The following is a 19,772-nucleotide window of genomic DNA, read 5'->3' on the forward strand; positions in this document are numbered from 1 at the left end:
GGGGTCCGGCGGCGGGCGGGGCGGCGCTCCGGGGGCTCTGATGGCAGCGAGGGCACGGCACGCGTGCCCCGACCGCCGTACCGCCGAGGAGCCCGCCCCATGCGCCGCACCGTTAGCGCCCTCTCCACCGCCGCCGCCCTGGCCGGCGCCGCGCTCGTCATGGCCGGCCCCGCGTCCGCCGAGTCGGCCGCGCCCTGCGGGGACCCCGCCGCCTCCGCGCCCAGGTCGCCGGGCGACTCCCACGGCGCCCCGCTGCCCGGAGCGCCGTACCTGAGCGCGCCGCCCACCGGCCCGGCGCGCAGCGGTGGCACGAAGGACTGCGCGGAGGGCTCGGCCGGGAAGACGGGCCAGGACGGGGAGGACTCGGCCTGGGGCGACGCGGAGCAGGACGCCCAGGACCGGGACCCCGGCACGGCCGAGAACGCCCCGCCCACCGTGGAGCACGGCGTGCAGGCCGGGGTGGGCGGCACGTTCTCCGACTCCGTGCCGGCCCTCGCCGCGGGCAGCGCGCTGATCGCCGCGGCGGCCGCGGGAGCCGGGTACCGGCTGTACGGCCGCAGGCGACCGGCCGGCCGCTGACACCGGCACCCGAGGCCGCCGTGACCGGGACGGCGGCGGACCCGAGCCATGCCGGGCGGTTCGGCGGGTACACACCTTCCCGAGGGCACCACCAGCAGGCACCCTGCGCACCCGTCGCACGGCACGGGACACCCGGGGCGCAGGGGATCAGGCACAGGGATCGCGCGGAGGCGGAGATGCGGCGGAGGGAACCCGAGGGCCACGGCCCGGTCCGCTACGGCCCCCCGTTCCCCGCCGACGGCCTGCCCGTCCTCCCGGAACTCGCCGTCCGCCTCGCCGCCGCCGAACACCACGGCGAGGCCCAGCCGGCCGGCGGCGACCCGGCGCTGCTGGAGGCAGCCTGCGGCTACTGGACCCGGCGCTCACTGCCCTGCACCCCCGACCACGTCACTCTCGCCCCGGGCGCGCCCCCGCTGCTGCTCGCGCTGACCGCCGCGCTCGCCGGGGACCACGGCGACCTCCTGGCCCCCCGCCCGCGCGCCGCCTGGTGGACGCCCGCCGCACGGCTGCTCGGCAGACGCCTCTTCCCGGTGCCGACCCCGGCCGACAGCGGCGGCATACCCGATCCCTACGCGCTGCTGGAGACCGTCCGCCGGGTCCGCGCCGAGGGCGGCGACCCCAAGCTGCTGGTGCTCTCCGTCGCGGACGACCCGACCGCCGCAGTCCCCCTGCCGGAGTTGCTGCACGAGACCGTGGAGGCGGCGGCCGCCGAGGGGCTGCACCTGATCAGCGACGAGACGTGGCGGGACACCCTGCACGACCCGCACGGCACCGTCCTGGTCAGCCCGGCCGGGATACTGCCCGACCACGTCACCGTCGTCGCCGACCTCGCCGGATCGCTGCTCCCGGCCGGCTGGCCCGCCGCCGTGGCCCGATTCCCCCGCACCGAGGCCGGGAGGGACGCCCACGCCCGCGTGCTCGACGTGCTCACCGCGCTCGGCGCCCGCCTCGCCGCCCCGGTCGCGGCCGCCGCCCGGTACGCGCTGGACGAACCCGGGCCGGTCACCGCCCGCCGCGAGGCGGGCACGGCCCTGCACGCCCGGCTGGCCGCCGCCGCGCACCGCACGGTCCTCGCGGGCGGCGCGCTCGCCCCGCCCCCTCAGGCGGGCCGCCACCTCTACGCCGACCTCGGCCCCCTGCGCGAGCCGCTGGCCACGCGGGGCGTTCGGGACGCCCAGGACCTGGAGGACTTCCTCACCGCCCGGCTCGGCGTGCCCGCGCCCGGCGGCCACCGCTTCGGCGACGACCTCGGCGCCTTGAGCGTACGGCTGTCCACCGCCGCGCTGCTGGGCGGCGGCGACGAGGAGCGCCAGGCCGCGCTCGTCTCGCCCGACCCGACGGAACTGCCGTACACGCGGGACGCGTTGCTCGCCCTGCGGTCGGTCCTCGACGAAATCCGTGACGACTCCGTGCGATGGGAGCCTCCTCGATGACGCAGCAGACGCATGAGTCCGGGTCCACCGTCACGACGGCCACCACACCGCCGCCGGACGCCCCCGGACCCGTGGACGCCGCGCCCCCGGCACCCGAGGTGGCCGTCCGCGCCCCGCTCGCGCCCGCGTCGCCGCCGCTGGCCGAGGCCCGCCCGCTGGGCGAACACCGGGTGTGGCCACGCTCCTTCCACGACCGGCTCACCGCGCCGCTGCCCGGCTGGCGTGCCATGGCCCGCTTCGCCCGCGAGGGCGCCGTACGCCCCGACCCCGAGGGACTCGCCGACATCCCCCGGCTCCCCTACGAGCCCGGCCCGTTGCCCCGCGTCGACACCGACACCCTCGCCGTCACCTGGGCGGGGCACGCGAGTTGGGTGGTGCGGATCGGCGGGCTGACCGTGCTCACCGATCCGGTGTGGTCGCGCCGCATCCTCGGCACCCCGGCCCGCGTCACCCCGGTCGGCGTCCCGTGGGACAGCCTGCCGACCGTCGACGCCGTCGTGATCAGCCACAACCACTACGACCATCTGGACGCCCCCACCCTGAGCCGGCTCCCGCGCGACACACCGGTGTTCGTCCCCGCCGGGCTCGGACGCTGGTTCCGGCGCAGGCGGTTCACCCGCGTCACCGAGCTGGACTGGTGGGAGGGCGTCCGGCTCTCCGGCGTGCGCTTCGACTTCGTGCCCGCCCACCACTGGTCCAAGCGCACCCTGACCGACACCTGCCGCAGCCTGTGGGGCGGCTGGGTGATGACCTCGCAGGACGGGCAGCGCCTCTACTTCGCGGGCGACACCGGCTACGGCCACTGGTTCGGGCGGATAGGACGCCGCTACCCCGGCATCGACCTGGCCCTGATGCCCATCGGCGCCTACGACCCGCGCTGGTGGCTCAGCGACGTCCACTGCGACCCGGAGGAGGCCGTGCGGGCCACTGCCGATCTCGGCGCCCGCCGGATGGCGCCCATGCACTGGGGGACGTTCGTGCTCTCGGCGGAACCCGTCATGGAGCCCCTCACCCGCGTCCGCGCGGCCTGGGAGCGGGCGGGCCTCGCCCGGACCGACCTGTGGGACCTCCCCGTGGGCGCCTCCCGCGTCCTGAAGACCTCCCCTACCGCTCCTCGCCCCGCACCCGGCGCATCAGCCCCGGAGCCGCGCTGACCAGCACGGTCAGCACCACCACCGCCAGCACCCCCTCCCACGGCCGGGCGAACAGCGAGCCCCCGAGCACGCCGATCACCTGGTACGTCAGCGCCCACGCCAGGCACGCCGGGAGGTTGCCCCGCGCGAAGCGGCGCGGCGGCCACTCGGCCAGCAGGCACGCCAGCATCACCGGAATCCGGCCGGCGGGTATCAGGCGGGACAGCACCAGTACCGACACACCGTGCTCGGCCAGCTTCTCCCGCGCCTGGTTCAGCCGCTCCTCCGGCGCCCGCGACCGCAGCGCCTCCAGCCAGCGGGAGCCGCTCTGCGAGCCCAGACCCCGCCGCCCCAGCCAGTACAGCGCCGCGTCCCCCAGGAAGGCCGCCAGTGACGCCGTCACGAACACCAGCGCCAGCGAGAACGGCGCCGTCCGGTGCAGCGCCACCACCGCCGCCGAACTGACCAGCGCCCCCGTGGGCACCACGGGTATCAGCGCCCCCACCAGCACCAGCAGGAACAGCGACGGATAGCCGTACGCCTGGCCCGCCGCCTCCAGCGGCGCACCCGTCGTCGCCGCGGCGGCCAGCACCGCCGCGCCCCCCACGCATCTCACCGTCCGACCTCCAGCCGTACTCCCTCGCCGTGTCCCAGCCGGTGCACGGTCACCTTCGGTGCCGCCTCGGCCGCCTGGCGCACGAACTCCTCGCCCGGCGCGTGGAACTCGTGCGGGCGCACCGCGTCCATCCCGATCGGCCAGTACGTGCCGTAGTGCACCGGCACCGCCCAGCCCGGTGCCAGCCGGGCCAGCGCCCGCGCCGCCCGGCCCGCGTCCAGATGCCCCTCGCCGAGGTACGGCCCCCAGCCGCCCACCGGCAGCAGCGCCACGTCCACCGGGCCGACCTCGTCGGCCATCGCGTCGAACAGCGCGGTGTCCCCGGCGAAGTAGGTGCGCGCCTCGCCCTCCACGACGTAACCCAGCGCGGGAACACGGTGCGGGCCGAACGGCAGCCGCCGTCCGTCGTGCAGCGCGGGCACCACCCTGACGCGCAGTTCCCCGAGCCGCACCTCGTCGCCGGGCACCACCTCGGTCAGATCCAGACCCCGCAGCCGGCGCAGTCCGGGCACCGCGCGCGGCGCGCCCCGCGGCACCAGCACCCGTGTGCCCGGCGCCAACTGCGCGAGCGAGGGCAGGTGCAGATGGTCGGCGTGCAGATGCGAGACGAGCACGGCGTCGGCGCGGCGTGCCCCGGCGGGCGGCGGGGCGCCCCGGCGGCGGCGCAGATGCGCCAGCCGGGAGGCGAACAGGGGATCGGTGAGCACCCGGGTGTCCGAGTCCTCGATCGTGCAGGTTGCGTGACCCCACCAGGTGACCTCCACCGGCACCAACCTCACCTCCGCGCGCGACTCCCCCGAAGCCTACGGGCAGCGGTAGGGTCGGCGGCGAAACCCGGAGGTGAGGGGACGCCATGGGACCGTCACGGGGTGCCCCGGCCGCGCTTGCGACGGTACGGATCACCGCCATCGCCAGCCTGACCCCGCTGGAGGAACTGGAGGCCGACCCCTTCCTGGTCGACTCCCGCAGCCAGCACGCCATGTGCGCCCGCTGGGCCGCCGAGCAGGGCCTCGTGGTCACCCGCGAACTCCTCGTCGGCGGCCTGCGCTTCGACCACGGCGCCCTGTGGGACGGCGTACGTGCCGGCGAGGACGTCTTCGTCGCCCCCAGCAGACGCGTGCTGGAGCGCGCGCTGTCCTCGGTGGAGGAGTTCACCGCCGAGTGCGCCCGGCGCGGGGTCCGCGTGGAGACCGTCGGCAGCGCCGAACCCGCGTACGACGCCCGGATGAAGGCGCGCGTGCACCGGCGGCTGTCCATGCCCACGGCCGGGTACGACGGCAAATAGCCCGTCCCGGCGCCTCCACCCGGTATGACAAGGTGGGGGCAGGCCCCGCGGGGCGGGCCGGAACGTGAGGTGTGCGGGGCGTGGGGTGGCGACGGGTCGCCGGTCAGATCGGCCGGAGCGTCACGGTGTGGGCGGTCTCCACTCTCACCATGCTCCTCCTCGCCGGTCTCCTCCCCGACTTCCGGCTCCAGTCGCCCGACGGCGACAGCGCCACCCGGATCGCCGTCACCGCCGCCTGCGGCGCGGGGGCGTTCGGTCTGCTGTCGGCGCTCGTCTGGCCGGTGCTGGTGCGGATGCTGCTGCTGGTGCCCGCGCTCTTCCTCGGCCTGCTGGTCTTCTTCCTCAACGGCTCCCTGCTGCTGCTCGCCCTGCGCGTCAACCCTTCCGGGCGGGGCGAGGTGGCGCCCGAGACCGCCGTCATCGTCGCCGCCGTGATGTCCGCCGTCGCCTCCGCGACCGGGGGCGCGCTCGCGGTACGCGACGACGACGCCTACCGGCGCCGGCTGCTGCGGCTGGCCGACCGGCGCCGCAGAGCCGCCCTGCCCTGCGCGAGCACCCCCGGCCTGGTCTGCGTCCAGCTCGACGGCGTCGGCCACGACGTGCTCACCGCCGCCGTCCGCGACGGCCTGATGCCCACGGTCGCCCGCTGGCTGGCCACCGACGGCATCATCCCGCCCACCCACCGGCTCACCGCCTGGCGCACCGACTGGTCCAGCCAGACCGGCGCCAGCCAGCTCGGCATCCTGCACGGCAGCACCTACGACGTGCCCGCCTTCCGCTGGTACGAGAAGGACCGCGGGGAGGTCATGGTCTGCAACCGGCCCGCCTGCGCCGCCGAGCTGCAGCGCCGTGCCACGGCCCGTACCGGCGAGGCAGGGCTCCTCGCCGTCGACGGCGCCAGCCGGGGCAACCTGTTCAGCGGCGGCGCGGGGGAGCAGGCCCTGGTGCTGTCCATCGCCACCCGCCGGCGAGGCCGGGAGAACCGTTCCCGCGCCGGGTACTTCGCCTACTTCTCCGACCCGGCCAACGCGGTGCGCACCGCGCTGTCCTTCTTCGCCGAGATCGGCCGGGAGATCGGCCAGTCCACCCGGGCCCGGTTCGCCGGGGCGCACCCGCGGGTCGGCCGGGGCGGCCTCTACCCGTTCGTCCGCGCCTTCGCCACCGTCGTCGAACGGGACGTGGTGGTCGCCGCCGTGATGGGCGACCTGCTCGCCGGGCGCACCGCCGTCTACGCCGACCTGGTCGCCTACGACGAGGTCGCCCACCACTCCGGCCCCGACAGCCGCGACGCCCGCCAGGTCCTCAAGCGCCTCGACCGCTCCCTCGCCCTCATCGAGAAGGCCGCCGAGCACGCCCCGCGCCCCTACCGCCTGGTCGTCCTCTCCGACCACGGCCAGAGCCCCGGCGAAACCTTCCGCTCCCGCTACGGCCTCACCCTCACCGACCTCGTCCGCGCCGGCAGCGGACTGCCCGTGCCGCGCGGCGCCGGACATACCCCGAGCGGCGCCGAGGCCCGCGCGGCCGTACGCGCCGCACTGGGCCGGGGCGACCTGGAGAGCCTGCCCGCGCCGCGCTCCGAGCCCGTCGTGCTCGCCTCCGGCAACCTCGGCCTGGTCTCCTTCCCGGACGTACCGCACCGGATGACCAAGGAGGAGATCGACGCCCGCCACCCGGCGCTGCTCCCCACCCTCGCCGACCACCCCGGCATCGGCTTCCTGCTGGTCCGCAGCGCCGAGCACGACGGCGTGGTCCTCGGCCCCGGCGGCACCGAGATCCCGCTGGCCGAGCTGGACGAGCGGCCGGGGCCGCTGGCCCGCTTCGGCCCGGGCGCCGTCGACGCCGTACGCCGGACGCACGCCTTCCCGCACACCGCCGACATCATGGTCAACTCCTGGCACGACCCGGCCACCGGGCAGATCCACGCCTTCGAGGAGCAGATCGGCTCCCACGGGGGCCTCGGCGGCGCCCAGTCCCGCCCGTTCCTGCTCTCCCCGCTCACCCTCTCCGCGCCCGGTGAGGACGGCGAGGCACTGACCGGCGCCGAGCGGGTGCACGGCGTACTGCGCCGCTGGCTCGGGGAGTTGAACGGCCCCCAGGTGCCGCTCGACGCCGACGCCGACGCCGATTCCGCGCGCCGGGTGGCCTGAGGCCCGCGGACCGGTCCTCACGGTGCCGTGGCCCCGGATGTGATCGGATGGGGGTACGGGGTACGGGGTACGGGGCACCAGGACCCCGAACACGCACACACCCGCGAAAGGAACCACCGTGGCTACCACGCGCACCGCACACACGGTCTGGGAAGGCGAACTGCTGTCGGGCAGCGGCACCGTCACGTTCGAGTCCTCCGGCATCGGCTCCCAGCCGGTGTCGTGGCCGTCGCGCGCCGAGCAGGCGAACGGCCGTACCAGCCCCGAGGAGCTGATCGCCGCCGCCCACTCCAGCTGCTTCTCCATGGCCCTCTCGCACGGCCTGACCGGCGCCGGCACCCCGCCCACCCGGCTGGAGACCAAGGCCGACGTCACCTTCCAGCCCGGCGAGGGCATCACCGGCATCCACCTCACCGTGCGCGGGGAGGTCCCCGGTCTGGACGCGGAGGGCTTCCGCGCGGCCGCCGAGGACGCCAAGAAGAACTGCCCGGTCAGCCAGGCGCTGACCGGCACCGACATCAGCCTCACGGCCGAGCTGGCCTGAAGCCTGTCGCCCGCTTCCGCGGGCCTCCGGTGCCGCGTCACGGGCGCGGCACCGGTCACATGCTCTCGCGGAACTCCCGCAGCAGCTTCTGGGTGCGCCGCGCGGAGGCCGCCCGCGCCGTCATGTGGTCCAGCACCTCGAGGTGCGTGGCCACCTCCTCGCGCGAGTCGAGGTAGAGCGCGCCGGTCAGATACTCGGTGAACACCATGTCCGGCAGCTCCCGTTCGGCGAACCGGAACAGCGTGAAGGGGGCGTACGTCCCCGGATGCGGGCCGGCCGCGAACTCCGCGAGCTGCAGGGTGATCCGGTCCCGGTCGGCGTACTCCAGCAGCCGGTCCAGCTGGTCGCGCATCACCTCGGACCGCGTGCTCACCGGCCGCCGCAGCACCGTCTCGTCCATCACGAACCACAGGTGCGGGGCGTCCTCCCCATCCAGCAGCCGCTGCCGCTCCAGGCGCAGCGCCACGTGCCGCTCCACCGTCTCCGCGCCGTGCTGCCCTATGGTCCCGGCCTCCAGCACCGCCCGCGCGTACGCCTCGGTCTGGAGCAGGCCGGGGACGAAGTGGGGCTCGTAGGAGCGGATCAGGCGGGCGGCGCCCTCCAGGCTCACGTACAGGCTGAACCAGTCCGGCAGCACGTCGTGGAAGCGATGCCACCAGTCCGGCTGGTTGGCCTCCTCGGACAGCCGCACGAACGCGCCGGCCTCCTCCTCGTCCACCCCGTAGGCGGCCAGCAGCGCCTGCACGTACGGGATCTTCAGCGCGACCTCGGCCGTCTCCATCCGCCGTACGGTCGCCGAGGCCACCCGGAGCACCCGCGCCGCCTCGTCCCGGCTCAGCCCGGCCGTCTCCCGCAGCTCCTGCAACCGCCGCCCGAGCACCACCTGCCCCACCGTGGGCGCGGCCCGCCGCTCACTCACCCCGGCCCCCTCCCCACGGCTCCACACGGGCAGTTTGCCACGCGAGGGTTCTTCGCACACGGGGGATCAATCAGCCACCGGAGGAGGGGAGCCGGGCGAGCGGGGGAGGGTCAGGGCGGAGTCGGCGTGAAGGGTGAGACGTACGGGGACGAAGGTGGCCGCGTCCGTCGGATGCTCGCCGGTGCCGGGGTTGCGGGCGTACCGGGGGTGGGCGCCGGCGCTGATCTGCCAGCGGAAGCGGTGGCCGGGGGCGAAGCGGTGAGCGGTGGTGCCCATCGGGACGGTGAGGCGGGTGGCGGCGCCGGGGGAGGCGTCGACGGTGCCCAGACCGTCGCACACGTTGACCGAACGGCCTTCGGGGTCCACGTCGCACAGGCGCGTGAAGACGTCGGCGTGACCGGTGTCCGTGGAGACGGTCAGCCGGGCGGTGACCGGGCCGAGAACATCGAGAGGCTCGCAGAGCACGGGCCCGGTGAACGTCACCACGTCGCTACGGGCCTCCAGCGCGCGGTTGTCGCGGGGGCCGGCGCCGGGGGAGAGGAGCGGGCCGCCCACGGCCGGGGTGGGGTCGGCGGGGTCGTGGCGGAAAGTGGCCGGCGCGGCCGAGCCGGTGGACGGCTGCAAGGTGAGGCGGCCGTCTGCGGTGGGATAGCAGGAGGTGGGCTCCGTGGCGGGCGGCCAATCGGTGAGGTCCCGCCACATACGGTTCCCGTCCACGTGCTCACCGCCCGTGTGCTCACCGCCCATGTGTACGCGCACCGTTGTCGGGCGCAGCCCGGTGGGATCGGCACACATGTGGGCGCGCAGCCAGGCGAGGCTCTCCGTGAACACCTCGGGCCAGCCCTGCTGGAGCGCGGAGAAATGGGTCCAGGGGCCGACGAGCAGAGAGGTCTCGCACCCGGCCCGGCGCAGCCGTGCGTACTGCTCGAAGGTCTGGTCGGCCAGCGCGTCGTGCCATCCGGTGATCAGGCAGGTGGGGACGCGGTGGTTCTCCGGCGGAGCCACGAACGCGCCGTCCCAGTACGGGTCCTCGGCGTCCGAGTGGGCCAAAGCCTCGTCCAGCCAGGGCACTTGTCTGCCGAGCGCAGAGGTGTACGCACCCCGCAGCGGCGCGGCCATCGTGACGGCTCGCAGTTGGCGCCGCAGGCGCCAACCGGCCAGCGTGAAGGCGGCCACGCCCCGGTGCTGGTGGCTCATGCCGAGGCCGACCACCAGGGCGTTCTCCAGGCGCATCGCGCCGCCGCCCGTGTGGAAGAGGGCATACGGGTCGTGCAGGCCCACTTGGACGACCATCGCCTTCAGCTCCGGTGGCGGGTCCTGGGCGAGGGCCCACTGCACATAGCCCAGGTAGCTGGGGCCGAGTGTGCCCAGTCTTCCGTCGAACCAGAGCTGTTCGCGCAGCCACGCCACGGTGGCCAGGCCGTCGGCGGCCTCGTTGCGCCACAGATGGAACGCGCCGCCGGAGCCGCCCGTGCCCCGGCAGCTCTGGAGGACCACATGGAAACCCTGCTCGGCGAAGAGCAGGCCGTACATCGCGGACCAGGGCAGACCCCGGCCGTAGGGGGAGCGGACCAGAAGGGTGGGGAAGTCGCCCTCGGCGCGCGGGAAGTAGTGGTCGGTGAGCAGCGTGCTGCCGTCGCCGCCGGGCACCGCCAGTCCCGGCTCCCGGCCGACGTCGTACTGCTTCTCGGGCAGGCCCCGCCAAGCGGCGCGCATCAGGCGGGCGGACAGCGGTGGCTTTCGGGACGACATGGTTCCCCTCCTGTATCCCGTACGGTGTACGAGAATAAGGGATGCTTGGATGGTCCTGGCAAGGGCCGACCACCGGTGGATCGGAGAAGGGGGTGCTGGAGCGTGGCTCGGGAAGAGGAGGCCGGGGGAGTGGCGGGTGTCGATCCCGAGCGGCTGTGGCTGCGACCCGCCGAGCCCCGCAGGGGCCGCAAGCCCTCCTTCAGCCGGGACGCGATCACCGGGGCGGCCGTCGCGCTGGCGGACACGGAGGGACTCGACGCGGTCAGCATGCGGCGGGTCGCGGCCGCGGTGGGGGCCGGGGTCATGTCGCTCTACAGCTACGCCCCCGACAAGGAGACGCTGCTGGAGCTGATGGTCGACCACGTCAGTGCCGAGCTGCCCACGTCCGGCCCGCTCACCGGCGACTGGCGGACCGACCTCAGGACCATCGCCCACCTTCAGCGCGACCACATGCTGCGCCACCCCTGGCTCCCCGCCGCCCTGTCCACGCGCCGCACCCCCGGCCCGCACGTCCTGGCCTTCCTCGAGCACGCCCTGGTCGCCCTGCGTCCCTCCGGCCTCGACGCCGCCGCCCGGATGGAGGTCTTCGCCCAGCTCACGGCCTTTGTTGCCGGACACGTCCGTCATGAACTCGCCCAGAACGAGGCCACCCGGTCCTCCGAACGGGCCGCCTCCGAAGCCCGTTACCTCGCCGCGATCGCCAAGGACGGCCGGCACCCCGAACTCGCCGAAGCCCTCTCCGCTCCCCGTCGCCCCACCGACGCCGGCGCCACCTTCAGCCGCTTCCTCAACCGCCTGATCGACGGGCTGGACACCGACTGATCCGGACCGGGGGAATCTGCGTCGGAAACCATGAACTCTCCTTATACGAAACGGACATGGCCTGCACGAGTGCGGGCATCCTAAAGTCCGTGCTCGACTACGACAAGGAAGCCGAGTCCTACGACCACCTCCGTGGCGGCGAGCCCCGTGCCCGTGCCGCAGCCGACGCCGTCCTCGGTCTGATACCGGACCGCGAAGGGCGTCTGCTGGACAACGGCTGCGGCACCGGCATCGTCACCCGCCGGCTGGCCGAGGGCCGGCCCGGGCTGCGGGTGGCCGGGGTGGATCTCACACCCGCCATGGTGGAGAAGGCCGCCACTCGGACGCCCGGGACCGTGGTGTGTGCCGACAGCCGGCGACTGCCCTTTCCCGAGGGCGTGTTCGACGCCGTCACCAGTGTCTGGCTGCTGCATCTGATGGACGATCCCGCCGACCTGCGGGCCGTGCTCGGGGAGTGCGCGCGGGTGTTGCGGCCGGGCGGGACCTATGTGACCACTGTCGACAAGGCGAGGGCGCACGATGTCGGCAGCGACATCGACGGCGTGCTGGGGCCGCGTCCCCGGCGGGAAGCCTCCGACGACCCGGCCAAGGTGGACGCGTACGCAGCCGGGGCCGGGATGGTGAGGATCGGTCAGGCGCGGTTCACCGGGATCGGGCAGGGGCGCAGTCCGCGCCGGACCATCACGGACCTGCGGCGGGGCTGGTTCACCCTGCTGCCGCCCGGTGAGGCGCGTACCGAGGAGTACGCCGAGCGGCTGGCCCGGCTGCCCGACCAGGACCGGCCCCGCGCGGACCCCGTCTTCACCCTGCACGCCTACCGGAGATCCGAGTAGGGGTGGTGTCCGGCCACACCTTGGGGCGCCGGTTCGGCATCGCCGCCACCATGGGGCGGGACGACGCCCGTACGTCGGCGAGGAAACGGGACCGGCGTACGCCCAGTGCGTGCAGGACCCGGCCGTGGTACGCGGACCGGCGCTGAACCGTTCCGCCTCACCCACGGGCTTGCCGTAACGGCAACAGTGCTTGCCGTCGGCTCCCGCCCCGTCGCACGCTGGGCGCAGCCGGAGCAGAGCCGGGGAAGAGAGGCTGACCAGCATGGCGCACGACCATCACCACGCACCCGCCGGGCACGGCCACGCACACGGGCACGGGCATCAGACCGACATCGACTGGGCCGAGATGGGCCCGGTGCTGGAGTCCCAGGCGGAGCTGCTCGCCCCGCTGTACCGGGAGGCGATGGCCTGGCTCGCCGAGGCGACTCCCGCGCCCGGCCTCGTCGTGGACGCGGGCAGCGGCCCCGGCGTCGTCGCCTGCCTGTTCGCCGAGGAGTTCCCCGGCGCCCGGGTCACCGCCGTCGACGGCAGCGGACCTCTGCTGCAGCGCGCCCGCGCTCGCGCCGCCCGTCTCGGCGTGGACGCCCGCTTCTCCACCGTCACCGGCGAACTGCCGGACGCACTGGACGAGCTGGATTTCCCGGCCGATCTGCTGTGGGCCAGCCGCAGCCTGCACCATCTCGGGGACCAGCGGGCCGGACTCGCCGCGTTCGCCAAGCGGCTCGCCCCCGGCGGCACGCTCGCCCTCCTGGAGGGCGGGCTCCCCGCCCGCTACCTGCCCCGCGACATCGGCATCGGCCGCCCCGGCCTCCAGTCCCGGCTCAGCGCGGCCGAGGAGGAGTGGTTCAGCCGGATGCGGGCCGAGCTGCCCGGCGCGGTCGCCGAGACCGAGGACTGGCCCGCCCTGCTCACCGCGGCCGGCCTGAAGCCCACCCGGACCCGCACCTTCCTGCTGGACCTCCCCGCCCCCGCCGACGAGGCCGCCCGCGACCACGCCGCCGCCCACCTCACCCGGCTGCGCGACGGCCTCGGCGACGTCCTGGACGCCGACGACCGCGCCACCGTGGACCGCCTCCTCGACCGTGCCGACCCGCAGAGCCTGTACCACCGGCCCGACCTGTTCGTGCTGGACGCGTACACCGTCCACACGGCCGTACGCCCCCGCTGAATCAGTTCTCCGCGAGGAACTGCCGCGCCAGCCGGTCGCCCAGTTCGACCGCCGCGCCGTGGCTCTCGATCGGGGAGACCCGCGAGTCCCCGAACACGATGTACGTCACCCCCGACTCGGCGCCCCCGGTCGCCGGGTCCGGGTCGATGCCCAGAGCCTCGGCGGTGGCGTACGACGCCTCGCCGATGATCTCCTTCGGGCCGGTGTCCCCGACGACGGCGTACTCGACCCGGTCGCCGTGGATGACGGCCACCACCGCGCCGCCCGTGATCCCGGCCGCCGCGGCGTCCCACAGGGCGCTCCCGCCGGGTACGACCACGTACGGCAGCGTGTCGGCGCGCAGGGGCTTGCCGTCGGACTGGTGGAAGGCGGTGTCGTCCTGGTACCAGGGGTCGCGGTCCTCGTTGCAGTGGGTTGTGCGCTGCCCGTCGCAGTCCACGTCCAGGTCCGCCTGCCAGGACACCGCGCCCTTCAGTCCGCACACCGGTACGGACGGGGCGCTCTCGGCGTCGGTGCGGTACAGGCCGTCGGAGATCCGGTCGCACGTCCGTACCTTCGCCAGCAGGTCGGCCGCGGGGACCGAGCCCTCCCGCGCCCGCCCGGGGGAGTCACCGCGGGCGGCGGCCAGGGCCGTGGCGCAGAGCAGGACGGTCCCGGCGGCGGTGGCGAGACCCAGAGGACGAAGACGCACGGCGCGGTGGCCCTTCGGTCGGCGAAAGCTCGGCGTAGCGCACAGGGCCGCCCTGCCCCGTCGCGGAGGCGGACGGCCCTGTGGGCGTACGGCTATCAGACCACGTCGAACGTGGCCGGGTCGGAACCCAGCCTCTTGTCCTCGTTCAGCGCGCTGATGGCGGCGAGATCCTCGTCGTCCAGGCTGAAGTCGAACACCTCGATGTTCTCCTTGATCCGCGACGGCGTCACGGACTTCGGGATGACGATGTTGCCGAGCTGGACGTGCCAGCGGAGCACGATCTGCGCCGGCGTACGCTCGTGCTTCCGGGCGATGGCGACGATCGCCGGGACCTCCAGCAGGCCCTTGCCCTGGCCGAGCGGGGACCACGCCTCGGTGGCGATGCCCTGCGCGGCGTTGAACTCCCGCGCCGCGCCCTGCTGGAGCTGCGGGTGCAGCTCGATCTGGTTGACCGCCGGGACGACGGACGTCTCCGCGATCAGCCGCTCCAGGTGCTCGGGCAGGAAGTTGGACACACCGATCGCGCGGATGCGGCCGTCGGAGTACAGCTTCTCGAACGCCCGGTAGGTGTCGAGGTAGTTGTCCCGCGCGGGCAGCGGCCAGTGGATCAGGTAGAGGTCGAGGTAGTCGAGACCGAGCTTCCCCATCGACGCGTCGAAGGCCCGCAGGGTGGAGTCGTACCCCTGGTCGCTGTTCCAGAGCTTGGTGGTGACGAAGAGGTCCTCGCGGGACACGCCGGACGCGGCGATGGCCTTGCCGGTGCCCTCTTCGTTGCCGTAGATCGCCGCGGTGTCGATGCTGCGGTACCCGGTCTCCAGCGCCGTGGCGACCGCGCGCTCCGCCTCGTCGTCCGGGACCTGCCAGACGCCGAAGCCGAGCTGGGGCATCTCGACACCGTTGTTGAGGATGATCGGGGGGACCTTGCTGCTCACGAGGCTGTGATCCTTCGGTTGTGGACAGGTGCTACGTCCATCGTGAACGATCACGGAACGCTCCGCATTCCTGAGGGCGCGATCAGGACCGGTAGAGAGCCTCCACCTCGTGCTCGTACGCCTTCTCGATCGCCTTCCGCTTCAGCTTCAGCGACGGCGTCAGCAGCCCGTGCTCCTCGGTGAACGGCTGGGCCAGGATGCGGAACGTACGGATCGACTCGGCCTGCGACACCAGCGTGTTCGCCGCGACCACCGCCCGGCGCACCTCCGTCTCGAGGTCGGCGTCGCGCACCAGCTCGGCCGGGGCGGGGCGGGCCTTGCCGCGCATCTGGAGCCAGTGGTCGACGGCGTCCTGGTCCAGGGTGACCAGCGCGGCGATGTAGGGGCGGTCGTTGCCGACGACGATGCACTGGCTCACCAGCGGATGGTCCCGCACCCGCTCCTCCAGCACACCGGGGGAGACGCTCTTGCCGCCGGAGGTCACCAGGATCTCCTTCTTGCGGCCGGTGATGGTCAGATAGCCGTCCTCGTCCAGCGACCCCAGGTCGCCGGTGGCGAGCCAGCCGTCGTGCAGGGTCTCGTCGGTCGCCTTGGGGTTGTTGAGGTAGCCCTGGAAGATGTTCCCGCCGTGCAGCCAGACCTCGCCGTCCTCGGCGACGTGCACCGTCACACCGGGGACTGCCTGCCCGACGGTGCCGTAGCGGGTGCGCTCGGGCGGGTTGGCGGTGGCGGCGGCGGTGGACTCGGTCAGGCCGTAGCCCTCGTAGATCTGGACGCCGGCTCCCGCGAAGAACAGGCCCAGGCGGCGGTCCATCGCCGAGCCGCCCGACATGGCGTTGCGGATGCGGCCGCCCATCGCCGCGCGGACCTTGGAGTACACCAGCTTGTCGAAGAGCTGGTGCTGCATCCTCAGGCCCGCCGAGGGCCCGGGGCCCAGCCCCCACGCCTTGGCCTCCAGGGCGTCGGCGTACTTCACGGCCACGTCGACCGCCTTCTCGAAGGGCGTCCCCTTGCCGTCCTTCTCCGCCTTGCGACGGGCCGAGTTGAACACCTTCTCGAAGATGTACGGCACCGCCAGGATGAACGTCGGCCGGAACGCGGCGAGGTCCGGCAGCAGGGCGGCCGCGTGCAGCTGCGGCTGGTGGCCGAAGCGGACCCGGCCCCTGAGCGCGGCGACCTCCACCATGCGGCCGAAGACGTGCGCCAGCGGCAGGAACAGCAGGGTGGACGCCTCGTCGCCCTTCTTGGAGTGGAACACCGACTCCCAGCGACGGATCACCGTGTCCGCCTCGAACATGAAGTTGCCGTGCGAGAGGACGCAGCCCTTGGGGCGGCCGGTGGTGCCCGAGGTGTAGATGATGGTGGCGGTCGAGTCCGGGGTGACCGCCTCACGGTGCCGGTGCACCACCTCGTCGTCCAGGTGCGCCCCGGCGTCGTACAGCTCCCGTACGCAGTTCGCGTCGAGCTGCCAGAGCCGGCGCAGGCGGGGAAGGCGGTCGATGACCGTGGCGATCGTCATCGCGTGGTCCTCGTGCTCCACCACGGCGGAGGTCACCTCGGCGTCGTGCAGCATCCAGAAGCACTGCTCGGCGGAGGAGGTCGGGTAGACGGGCACCACCTGGGCACCGATCGCCCACAGCGCGAAGTCGAAGAGGGTCCACTCGTAGCGGGTGCGGGACATGATGGCGACCCGGTCGCCGAAGCGGACACCCTGGGCGAGCAGGCCCTTGGCGAGCGCGACGACCTCGTCACGGAACTCGGCGGCGGTCACGTCCCGCCACTGCCCGCGGGGGTCCTTGCGGCCGAGGGCGATGTGCAGCGGGTCGGTGCGCGCGTTGTCGAAGACGGTGTCGGCCAGGCCGCCCACCGGCGGCTCCGACTCCGTCTCCGTCACAGGGCTGGTGAACTCGCGCAAACCTCGCTCCCCCTTGCTCGCTCCTTTGTCACGGACCCGCGACGCTCCGCACAGCGCCGTGAAAGCTACCCCACCGAATGGCCGGATGGGAGGGGTTCGGAAACCGGCCAAACCTCGCGTACCTCACGCCCGCCACCCGGAAAATCCCCGCACATGCGGAAGGGACGGACACGATACTGACGGGCCGGTACGTACCCCGGTCGTAATCTCCACCGAATCTGTACGGGCCGGTCACGGGGTGGGGCGCGGCGGACAGGGGCCGGGGAGGGCGCCGGTCACCGCGGCAAGGGGGCAGGGGGGAAATGCGCCATCGCCCCCTGCCGTCCTCTCAGCCGCCCCGCCGCCGCAACCGCTCCCCGCCCGCCAGGATCGCCGCCGCCAGGGCGTTCGCCGCGTCCTCCGTCGTGCCCCTCGTCCGGGCGTGGGTCAGGGTGAAGTCGACCGTCCCCAGGTCGGGCAGTCCGGCCCGGTCCGGGACACGCGTCAGTCCCGGGGGGATCAGGTGGCGGGAGTGGGCCATCACGCCGAGGCCCGCTCGCGCGGCGGCGACGAGGCCGTTCAGGCTGGTGCTGGTGCAGATGATCCGGTAGGGGCGGGACTGGGACTCGAGGACCTCCAGGGCGCGGGCGCGGGTGATGCCGGGCGGGGGGTAGACGATCAGGGGGACGGGGCGGTCGGGGTCGAGGCGGAGGCGGTCGGTGCCGATCCAGACCAGGTCGTCACGCCACACCAGGCGGCCGCGCGGGTCCTCGGGGCGGCGCTTGGCGAGGACGAGGTCGAGCCTGCCCTCGGCCAGGCGCTCGTGGAGGGTGCCGGACAGCTCCACCGTGAGTTCGAGGTCGACCTCGGGATGGTCGTAGCGGAAGCCCTCCAGGATCTCCGGGAGGCGGGTCAGGACGAAGTCCTCCGAGGCGCCGAACCGCAGCCGCCCTCGTACGCGCGGACCGGAGAAATACGCCGAGGCCTGCTCCTGCACCTCCAGAAGCCGCCGCGCGAACCCGAGCATCGCCTCGCCGTCGCCGGTCAGCTCCACCGAGTGGGTGTCCCGCGCGAACAGCTGGCGGCCCGCCGCCTCCTCCAGCCGGCGTACGTGCTGGCTCACCGTGGACTGCCGCAGCCCCAGCCGCCGCGCGGCCTGCGTGAAGCTGAGCGTCTGCGACACCGCGAGGAAGGTACGCAGGTGCGTGGGGTCGTACACGGAAGCCAGGGTAGCCCGGTCATCACGGATCGCGATCGCAGTCAGAGCGGTATGCCGGATTCCGTGATCGGCGCGGACCGGGCACGATGGAGATCGTCCGCCCCCACCGACACGCTACGGAGCCCCGTGAAGCGCCGGCTGCCCATCGACCCCTACATCGTGCTGCTCCTCGGCACGGTGGGCCTGGCCGCGCTGCTGCCCGCGCGGGGCGTCGCCGCCGACGTGGCCTCCGGTGCCTCCACGGCCGCCATCGCGTTCCTGTTCTTCCTCTACGGCGCCCGCCTCTCCACCCGCGAGGCGATGGACGGACTGCGTCACTGGCGGCTCCACCTCACCGTCCTGGCCTGCACCTTCGTCGTCTTCCCGCTGCTCGGGCTGGCCGCGCGCGCACTGGTCCCCGCGCTGCTGACCCAGCCGCTCTACCAGGGCCTGCTGTTCCTCACCCTGGTCCCGTCGACCATCCAGTCCTCCATCGCCTTCACCTCCATCGCGCGCGGCAACATCCCCGCCGCCATCTGCGCCGGCTCCTTCTCCTCCCTCGTCGGCATCGTCCTCACCCCGCTGCTCGCCTCCGTCCTGCTGGGCGGCTCCGGCGGCGGCTTCTCCACCGACTCGCTGCTGAAGATCGTGCTGCAACTGCTGGTGCCGTTCCTCGCCGGGCAGTTCCTGCGGCGCTGGATCGGCGGCTTCGTCGCCCGGCACAGGAAGGTGCTCGGACTGGTGGACCGGGGCTCGATCCTGCTGGTCGTCTACACCGCGTTCAGCGAGGGCATGGCCCAGGGCATCTGGCACCAGGTGAGCGCCCCCCGGCTCGGCGCGCTGCTGCTCGTGGAGGCCGCACTGCTCGCCGTGATGCTCGCGCTGACCTGGTACGGCGCCCGGGCGCTCGGCTTCGGCCGGGGCGACCGCGTCGCCATCCAGTTCGCCGGGTCGAAGAAGTCCCTCGCCTCCGGACTGCCCATGGCAGGCGTCCTGTTCGGCGCCCACGCCTCGCTCGCCGTACTGCCCCTGATGCTCTTCCACCAGATGCAGCTCATGGTCTGCGCGGTCATCGCCAAACGCCGCGCCCACGACCCCGAGCAGCCTTCGGCCCAGCAGGACCGGGCCCCCGCACCGCGCGTGAGACCGGACGGCCGCGACGCCCCGTAGGGGCTGTCCCCCCGATCCTCACGGGGCGCTCCGGACGCCCGAACGCGTCTCGTTCACAGACCCGTCGACCCGGATTTCCGGCACGGACAGCTCGCGAGGGTTAACGTTCCGTCATGACCGCAGCTCCCCTCCTCGACCCCCGCCGCACGGCCCTCGTCCTCGTCGACCTCATGGACCGCCTCGTCGCGCTGCCGCTGGAGCCCCGCAAGGGCGCCGAAGTGCAGGCCGCCTGCGAGGAACTGGCGAGACACTGCCGTGCGCGGGGCGCACTCGTCGTACTCGTCCGGGTCGAACGGCCCACCGTCGCCGAACAACCGCCCGGCAGCGGTCTCGTCGCCGGGCTGCGGCACGACGGCGACCTGGAGGTGGTCAAACGGACCATCGGCGCGTTCCAGGGAACGGGGCTGGACGAACTGCTGCGGGACCGTGGCATCGACACCCTGGTACTCGGCGGCATCGCCACCAACCTGGGCGTCGAGTCCACCGCCCGCGCCGCCGCCGACCTGGGCTACGCGCTGGTCTTCGTGGAGGACGCGACGGCCGCGTTCACGGCCGCCGAGCACGACGCGTCGGTACGGCCGGACTTCCCCCGCCTGGGCACGGTCACCACGGTCGGACGGCTCGGCTTCGAGGCCGCAGGGGACTGAGGGCTTTTC

At 73.9% G+C, this 19,772-nt stretch carries 19 protein-coding genes; 11 read left to right on the forward strand and 8 right to left on the reverse strand.

The features are described from left to right. Positions 1-99: 99 nt before the first annotated feature. The 3 genes from ACWCV3_RS18230 to ACWCV3_RS18240 all read left to right on the forward strand — a co-directional run bounded on the left by ACWCV3_RS18230 (position 100) and on the right by ACWCV3_RS18240 (position 3,166). A complete protein-coding gene (locus ACWCV3_RS18230) occupies positions 100-579 on the forward strand; it encodes a hypothetical protein (RefSeq protein WP_451224688.1) in 480 nt (159 codons plus the stop codon). A 176-nt stretch (positions 580-755) separates the two neighbouring features. After that, entirely contained in the window at positions 756-2,012 is a 1,257-nt protein-coding gene (locus ACWCV3_RS18235; RefSeq protein WP_451224691.1) for an aminotransferase class I/II-fold pyridoxal phosphate-dependent enzyme, read from the forward strand. After that, the gene (locus ACWCV3_RS18240) at positions 2,009-3,166 is read left to right on the forward strand and encodes an MBL fold metallo-hydrolase (protein ID WP_451224693.1); all 1,158 of its coding nucleotides are present in this window, start codon (positions 2,009-2,011) and stop codon (positions 3,164-3,166) included. The genes ACWCV3_RS18235 and ACWCV3_RS18240 overlap by 4 nt, the downstream gene beginning before the upstream one ends. Here the strand turns inward: ACWCV3_RS18240 and ACWCV3_RS18245 are convergent. Both ACWCV3_RS18245 and ACWCV3_RS18250 read right to left on the reverse strand, forming a co-directional pair. Continuing rightward, a complete protein-coding gene (locus tag ACWCV3_RS18245) occupies positions 3,117-3,752 on the reverse strand; it encodes a DedA family protein (RefSeq protein WP_451224696.1) in 636 nt (211 codons plus the stop codon). The two genes, ACWCV3_RS18240 and ACWCV3_RS18245, sit on opposite strands and share 50 nt — an antisense overlap. Positions 3,753-3,757: 5 nt before the next feature. Then, positions 3,758-4,531, reverse strand: coding sequence for an MBL fold metallo-hydrolase (locus ACWCV3_RS18250; RefSeq protein ID WP_451224699.1), 774 nt, complete (start codon positions 4,529-4,531; stop codon positions 3,758-3,760). 83 nt (positions 4,532-4,614) lie between these two features. On the opposite strand from ACWCV3_RS18250, the gene ACWCV3_RS18255 reads away from it, so the two are divergent. The 3 genes from ACWCV3_RS18255 (at position 4,615) to ACWCV3_RS18265 (ending at position 7,737) form a co-directional block, all read left to right on the forward strand. Further along, complete coding sequence (locus tag ACWCV3_RS18255; protein ID WP_451224702.1) at positions 4,615-5,046, forward strand: hypothetical protein; 432 nt, start codon at positions 4,615-4,617, stop codon at positions 5,044-5,046. Between the two features lie 71 nt (positions 5,047-5,117). Next, on the forward strand, positions 5,118-7,193 hold the full coding sequence (locus tag ACWCV3_RS18260) for a phage holin family protein (RefSeq protein WP_451224705.1): 2,076 nt from the start codon (positions 5,118-5,120) through the stop codon (positions 7,191-7,193). Positions 7,194-7,311: 118 nt separating this feature from the next. Continuing rightward, positions 7,312-7,737, forward strand: a complete 426-nt coding sequence (locus ACWCV3_RS18265; protein ID WP_451224708.1) for an OsmC family protein — start codon at positions 7,312-7,314, stop codon at positions 7,735-7,737. Between the two features lie 55 nt (positions 7,738-7,792). Here the strand turns inward: ACWCV3_RS18265 and ACWCV3_RS18270 are convergent, their stop codons facing one another. Together ACWCV3_RS18270 and ACWCV3_RS18275 are read right to left on the reverse strand one after the other, a co-directional pair. Next, positions 7,793-8,656 carry a helix-turn-helix domain-containing protein gene (locus tag ACWCV3_RS18270; protein WP_451224711.1) on the reverse strand — a complete coding sequence of 288 codons (864 nt, stop codon included), beginning with the start codon at positions 8,654-8,656 and terminating at the stop codon, positions 7,793-7,795. Positions 8,657-8,722: 66 nt separating this feature from the next. Further along, positions 8,723-10,408 (reverse strand): CocE/NonD family hydrolase, encoded by a 1,686-nt coding sequence (locus tag ACWCV3_RS18275; RefSeq protein ID WP_451224714.1) that lies wholly within the window; start codon positions 10,406-10,408, stop codon positions 8,723-8,725. A 102-nt stretch (positions 10,409-10,510) separates the two neighbouring features. Between ACWCV3_RS18275 and ACWCV3_RS18280 the strand changes: the two genes are divergently transcribed. From ACWCV3_RS18280 to ACWCV3_RS18290, 3 genes are all read left to right on the forward strand, one after another. Beyond that, positions 10,511-11,230, forward strand: a complete 720-nt coding sequence (locus ACWCV3_RS18280) for a TetR/AcrR family transcriptional regulator (RefSeq protein WP_451224717.1) — start codon at positions 10,511-10,513, stop codon at positions 11,228-11,230. Between the two features lie 89 nt (positions 11,231-11,319). Further along, on the forward strand, positions 11,320-12,063 hold the full coding sequence (locus tag ACWCV3_RS18285) for a class I SAM-dependent methyltransferase (RefSeq protein WP_451224894.1): 744 nt from the start codon (positions 11,320-11,322) through the stop codon (positions 12,061-12,063). Positions 12,064-12,325: 262 nt separating this feature from the next. Beyond that, positions 12,326-13,231 carry a class I SAM-dependent methyltransferase gene (locus ACWCV3_RS18290; RefSeq protein WP_451224720.1) on the forward strand — a complete coding sequence of 302 codons (906 nt, stop codon included), beginning with the start codon at positions 12,326-12,328 and terminating at the stop codon, positions 13,229-13,231. 1 nt (position 13,232) lies between these two features. On the opposite strand, the gene ACWCV3_RS18295 is transcribed toward ACWCV3_RS18290, so the two are convergent. The 4 genes from ACWCV3_RS18295 to ACWCV3_RS18310 all read right to left on the reverse strand — a co-directional run bounded on the left by ACWCV3_RS18295 (position 13,233) and on the right by ACWCV3_RS18310 (position 17,967). Continuing rightward, complete coding sequence (locus tag ACWCV3_RS18295) at positions 13,233-13,922, reverse strand: glycoside hydrolase family 75 protein (protein ID WP_451224723.1); 690 nt, start codon at positions 13,920-13,922, stop codon at positions 13,233-13,235. 95 nt (positions 13,923-14,017) lie between these two features. After that, positions 14,018-14,854, reverse strand: coding sequence for an aldo/keto reductase (locus ACWCV3_RS18300; RefSeq protein WP_451224726.1), 837 nt, complete (start codon positions 14,852-14,854; stop codon positions 14,018-14,020). A gap of 82 nt (positions 14,855-14,936) precedes the next feature. Continuing rightward, entirely contained in the window at positions 14,937-16,769 is a 1,833-nt protein-coding gene (locus tag ACWCV3_RS18305; RefSeq protein WP_451224729.1) for an AMP-dependent synthetase/ligase, read from the reverse strand. A 328-nt stretch (positions 16,770-17,097) separates the two neighbouring features. Next, on the reverse strand, positions 17,098-17,967 hold the full coding sequence (locus tag ACWCV3_RS18310; RefSeq protein WP_451224732.1) for a LysR family transcriptional regulator: 870 nt from the start codon (positions 17,965-17,967) through the stop codon (positions 17,098-17,100). 138 nt (positions 17,968-18,105) lie between these two features. On the opposite strand from ACWCV3_RS18310, the gene ACWCV3_RS18315 reads away from it, so the two are divergent. Then, positions 18,106-19,116, forward strand: a complete 1,011-nt coding sequence (locus ACWCV3_RS18315) for a bile acid:sodium symporter family protein (RefSeq protein ID WP_451224897.1) — start codon at positions 18,106-18,108, stop codon at positions 19,114-19,116. Between the two features lie 113 nt (positions 19,117-19,229). Further along, positions 19,230-19,763, forward strand: coding sequence for an isochorismatase family protein (locus ACWCV3_RS18320; protein ID WP_451224735.1), 534 nt, complete (start codon positions 19,230-19,232; stop codon positions 19,761-19,763). Positions 19,764-19,772 lie beyond the last annotated feature (9 nt).

The sequence above is a fragment of the Streptomyces sp. NPDC001781 genome (assembly GCF_053596035.1).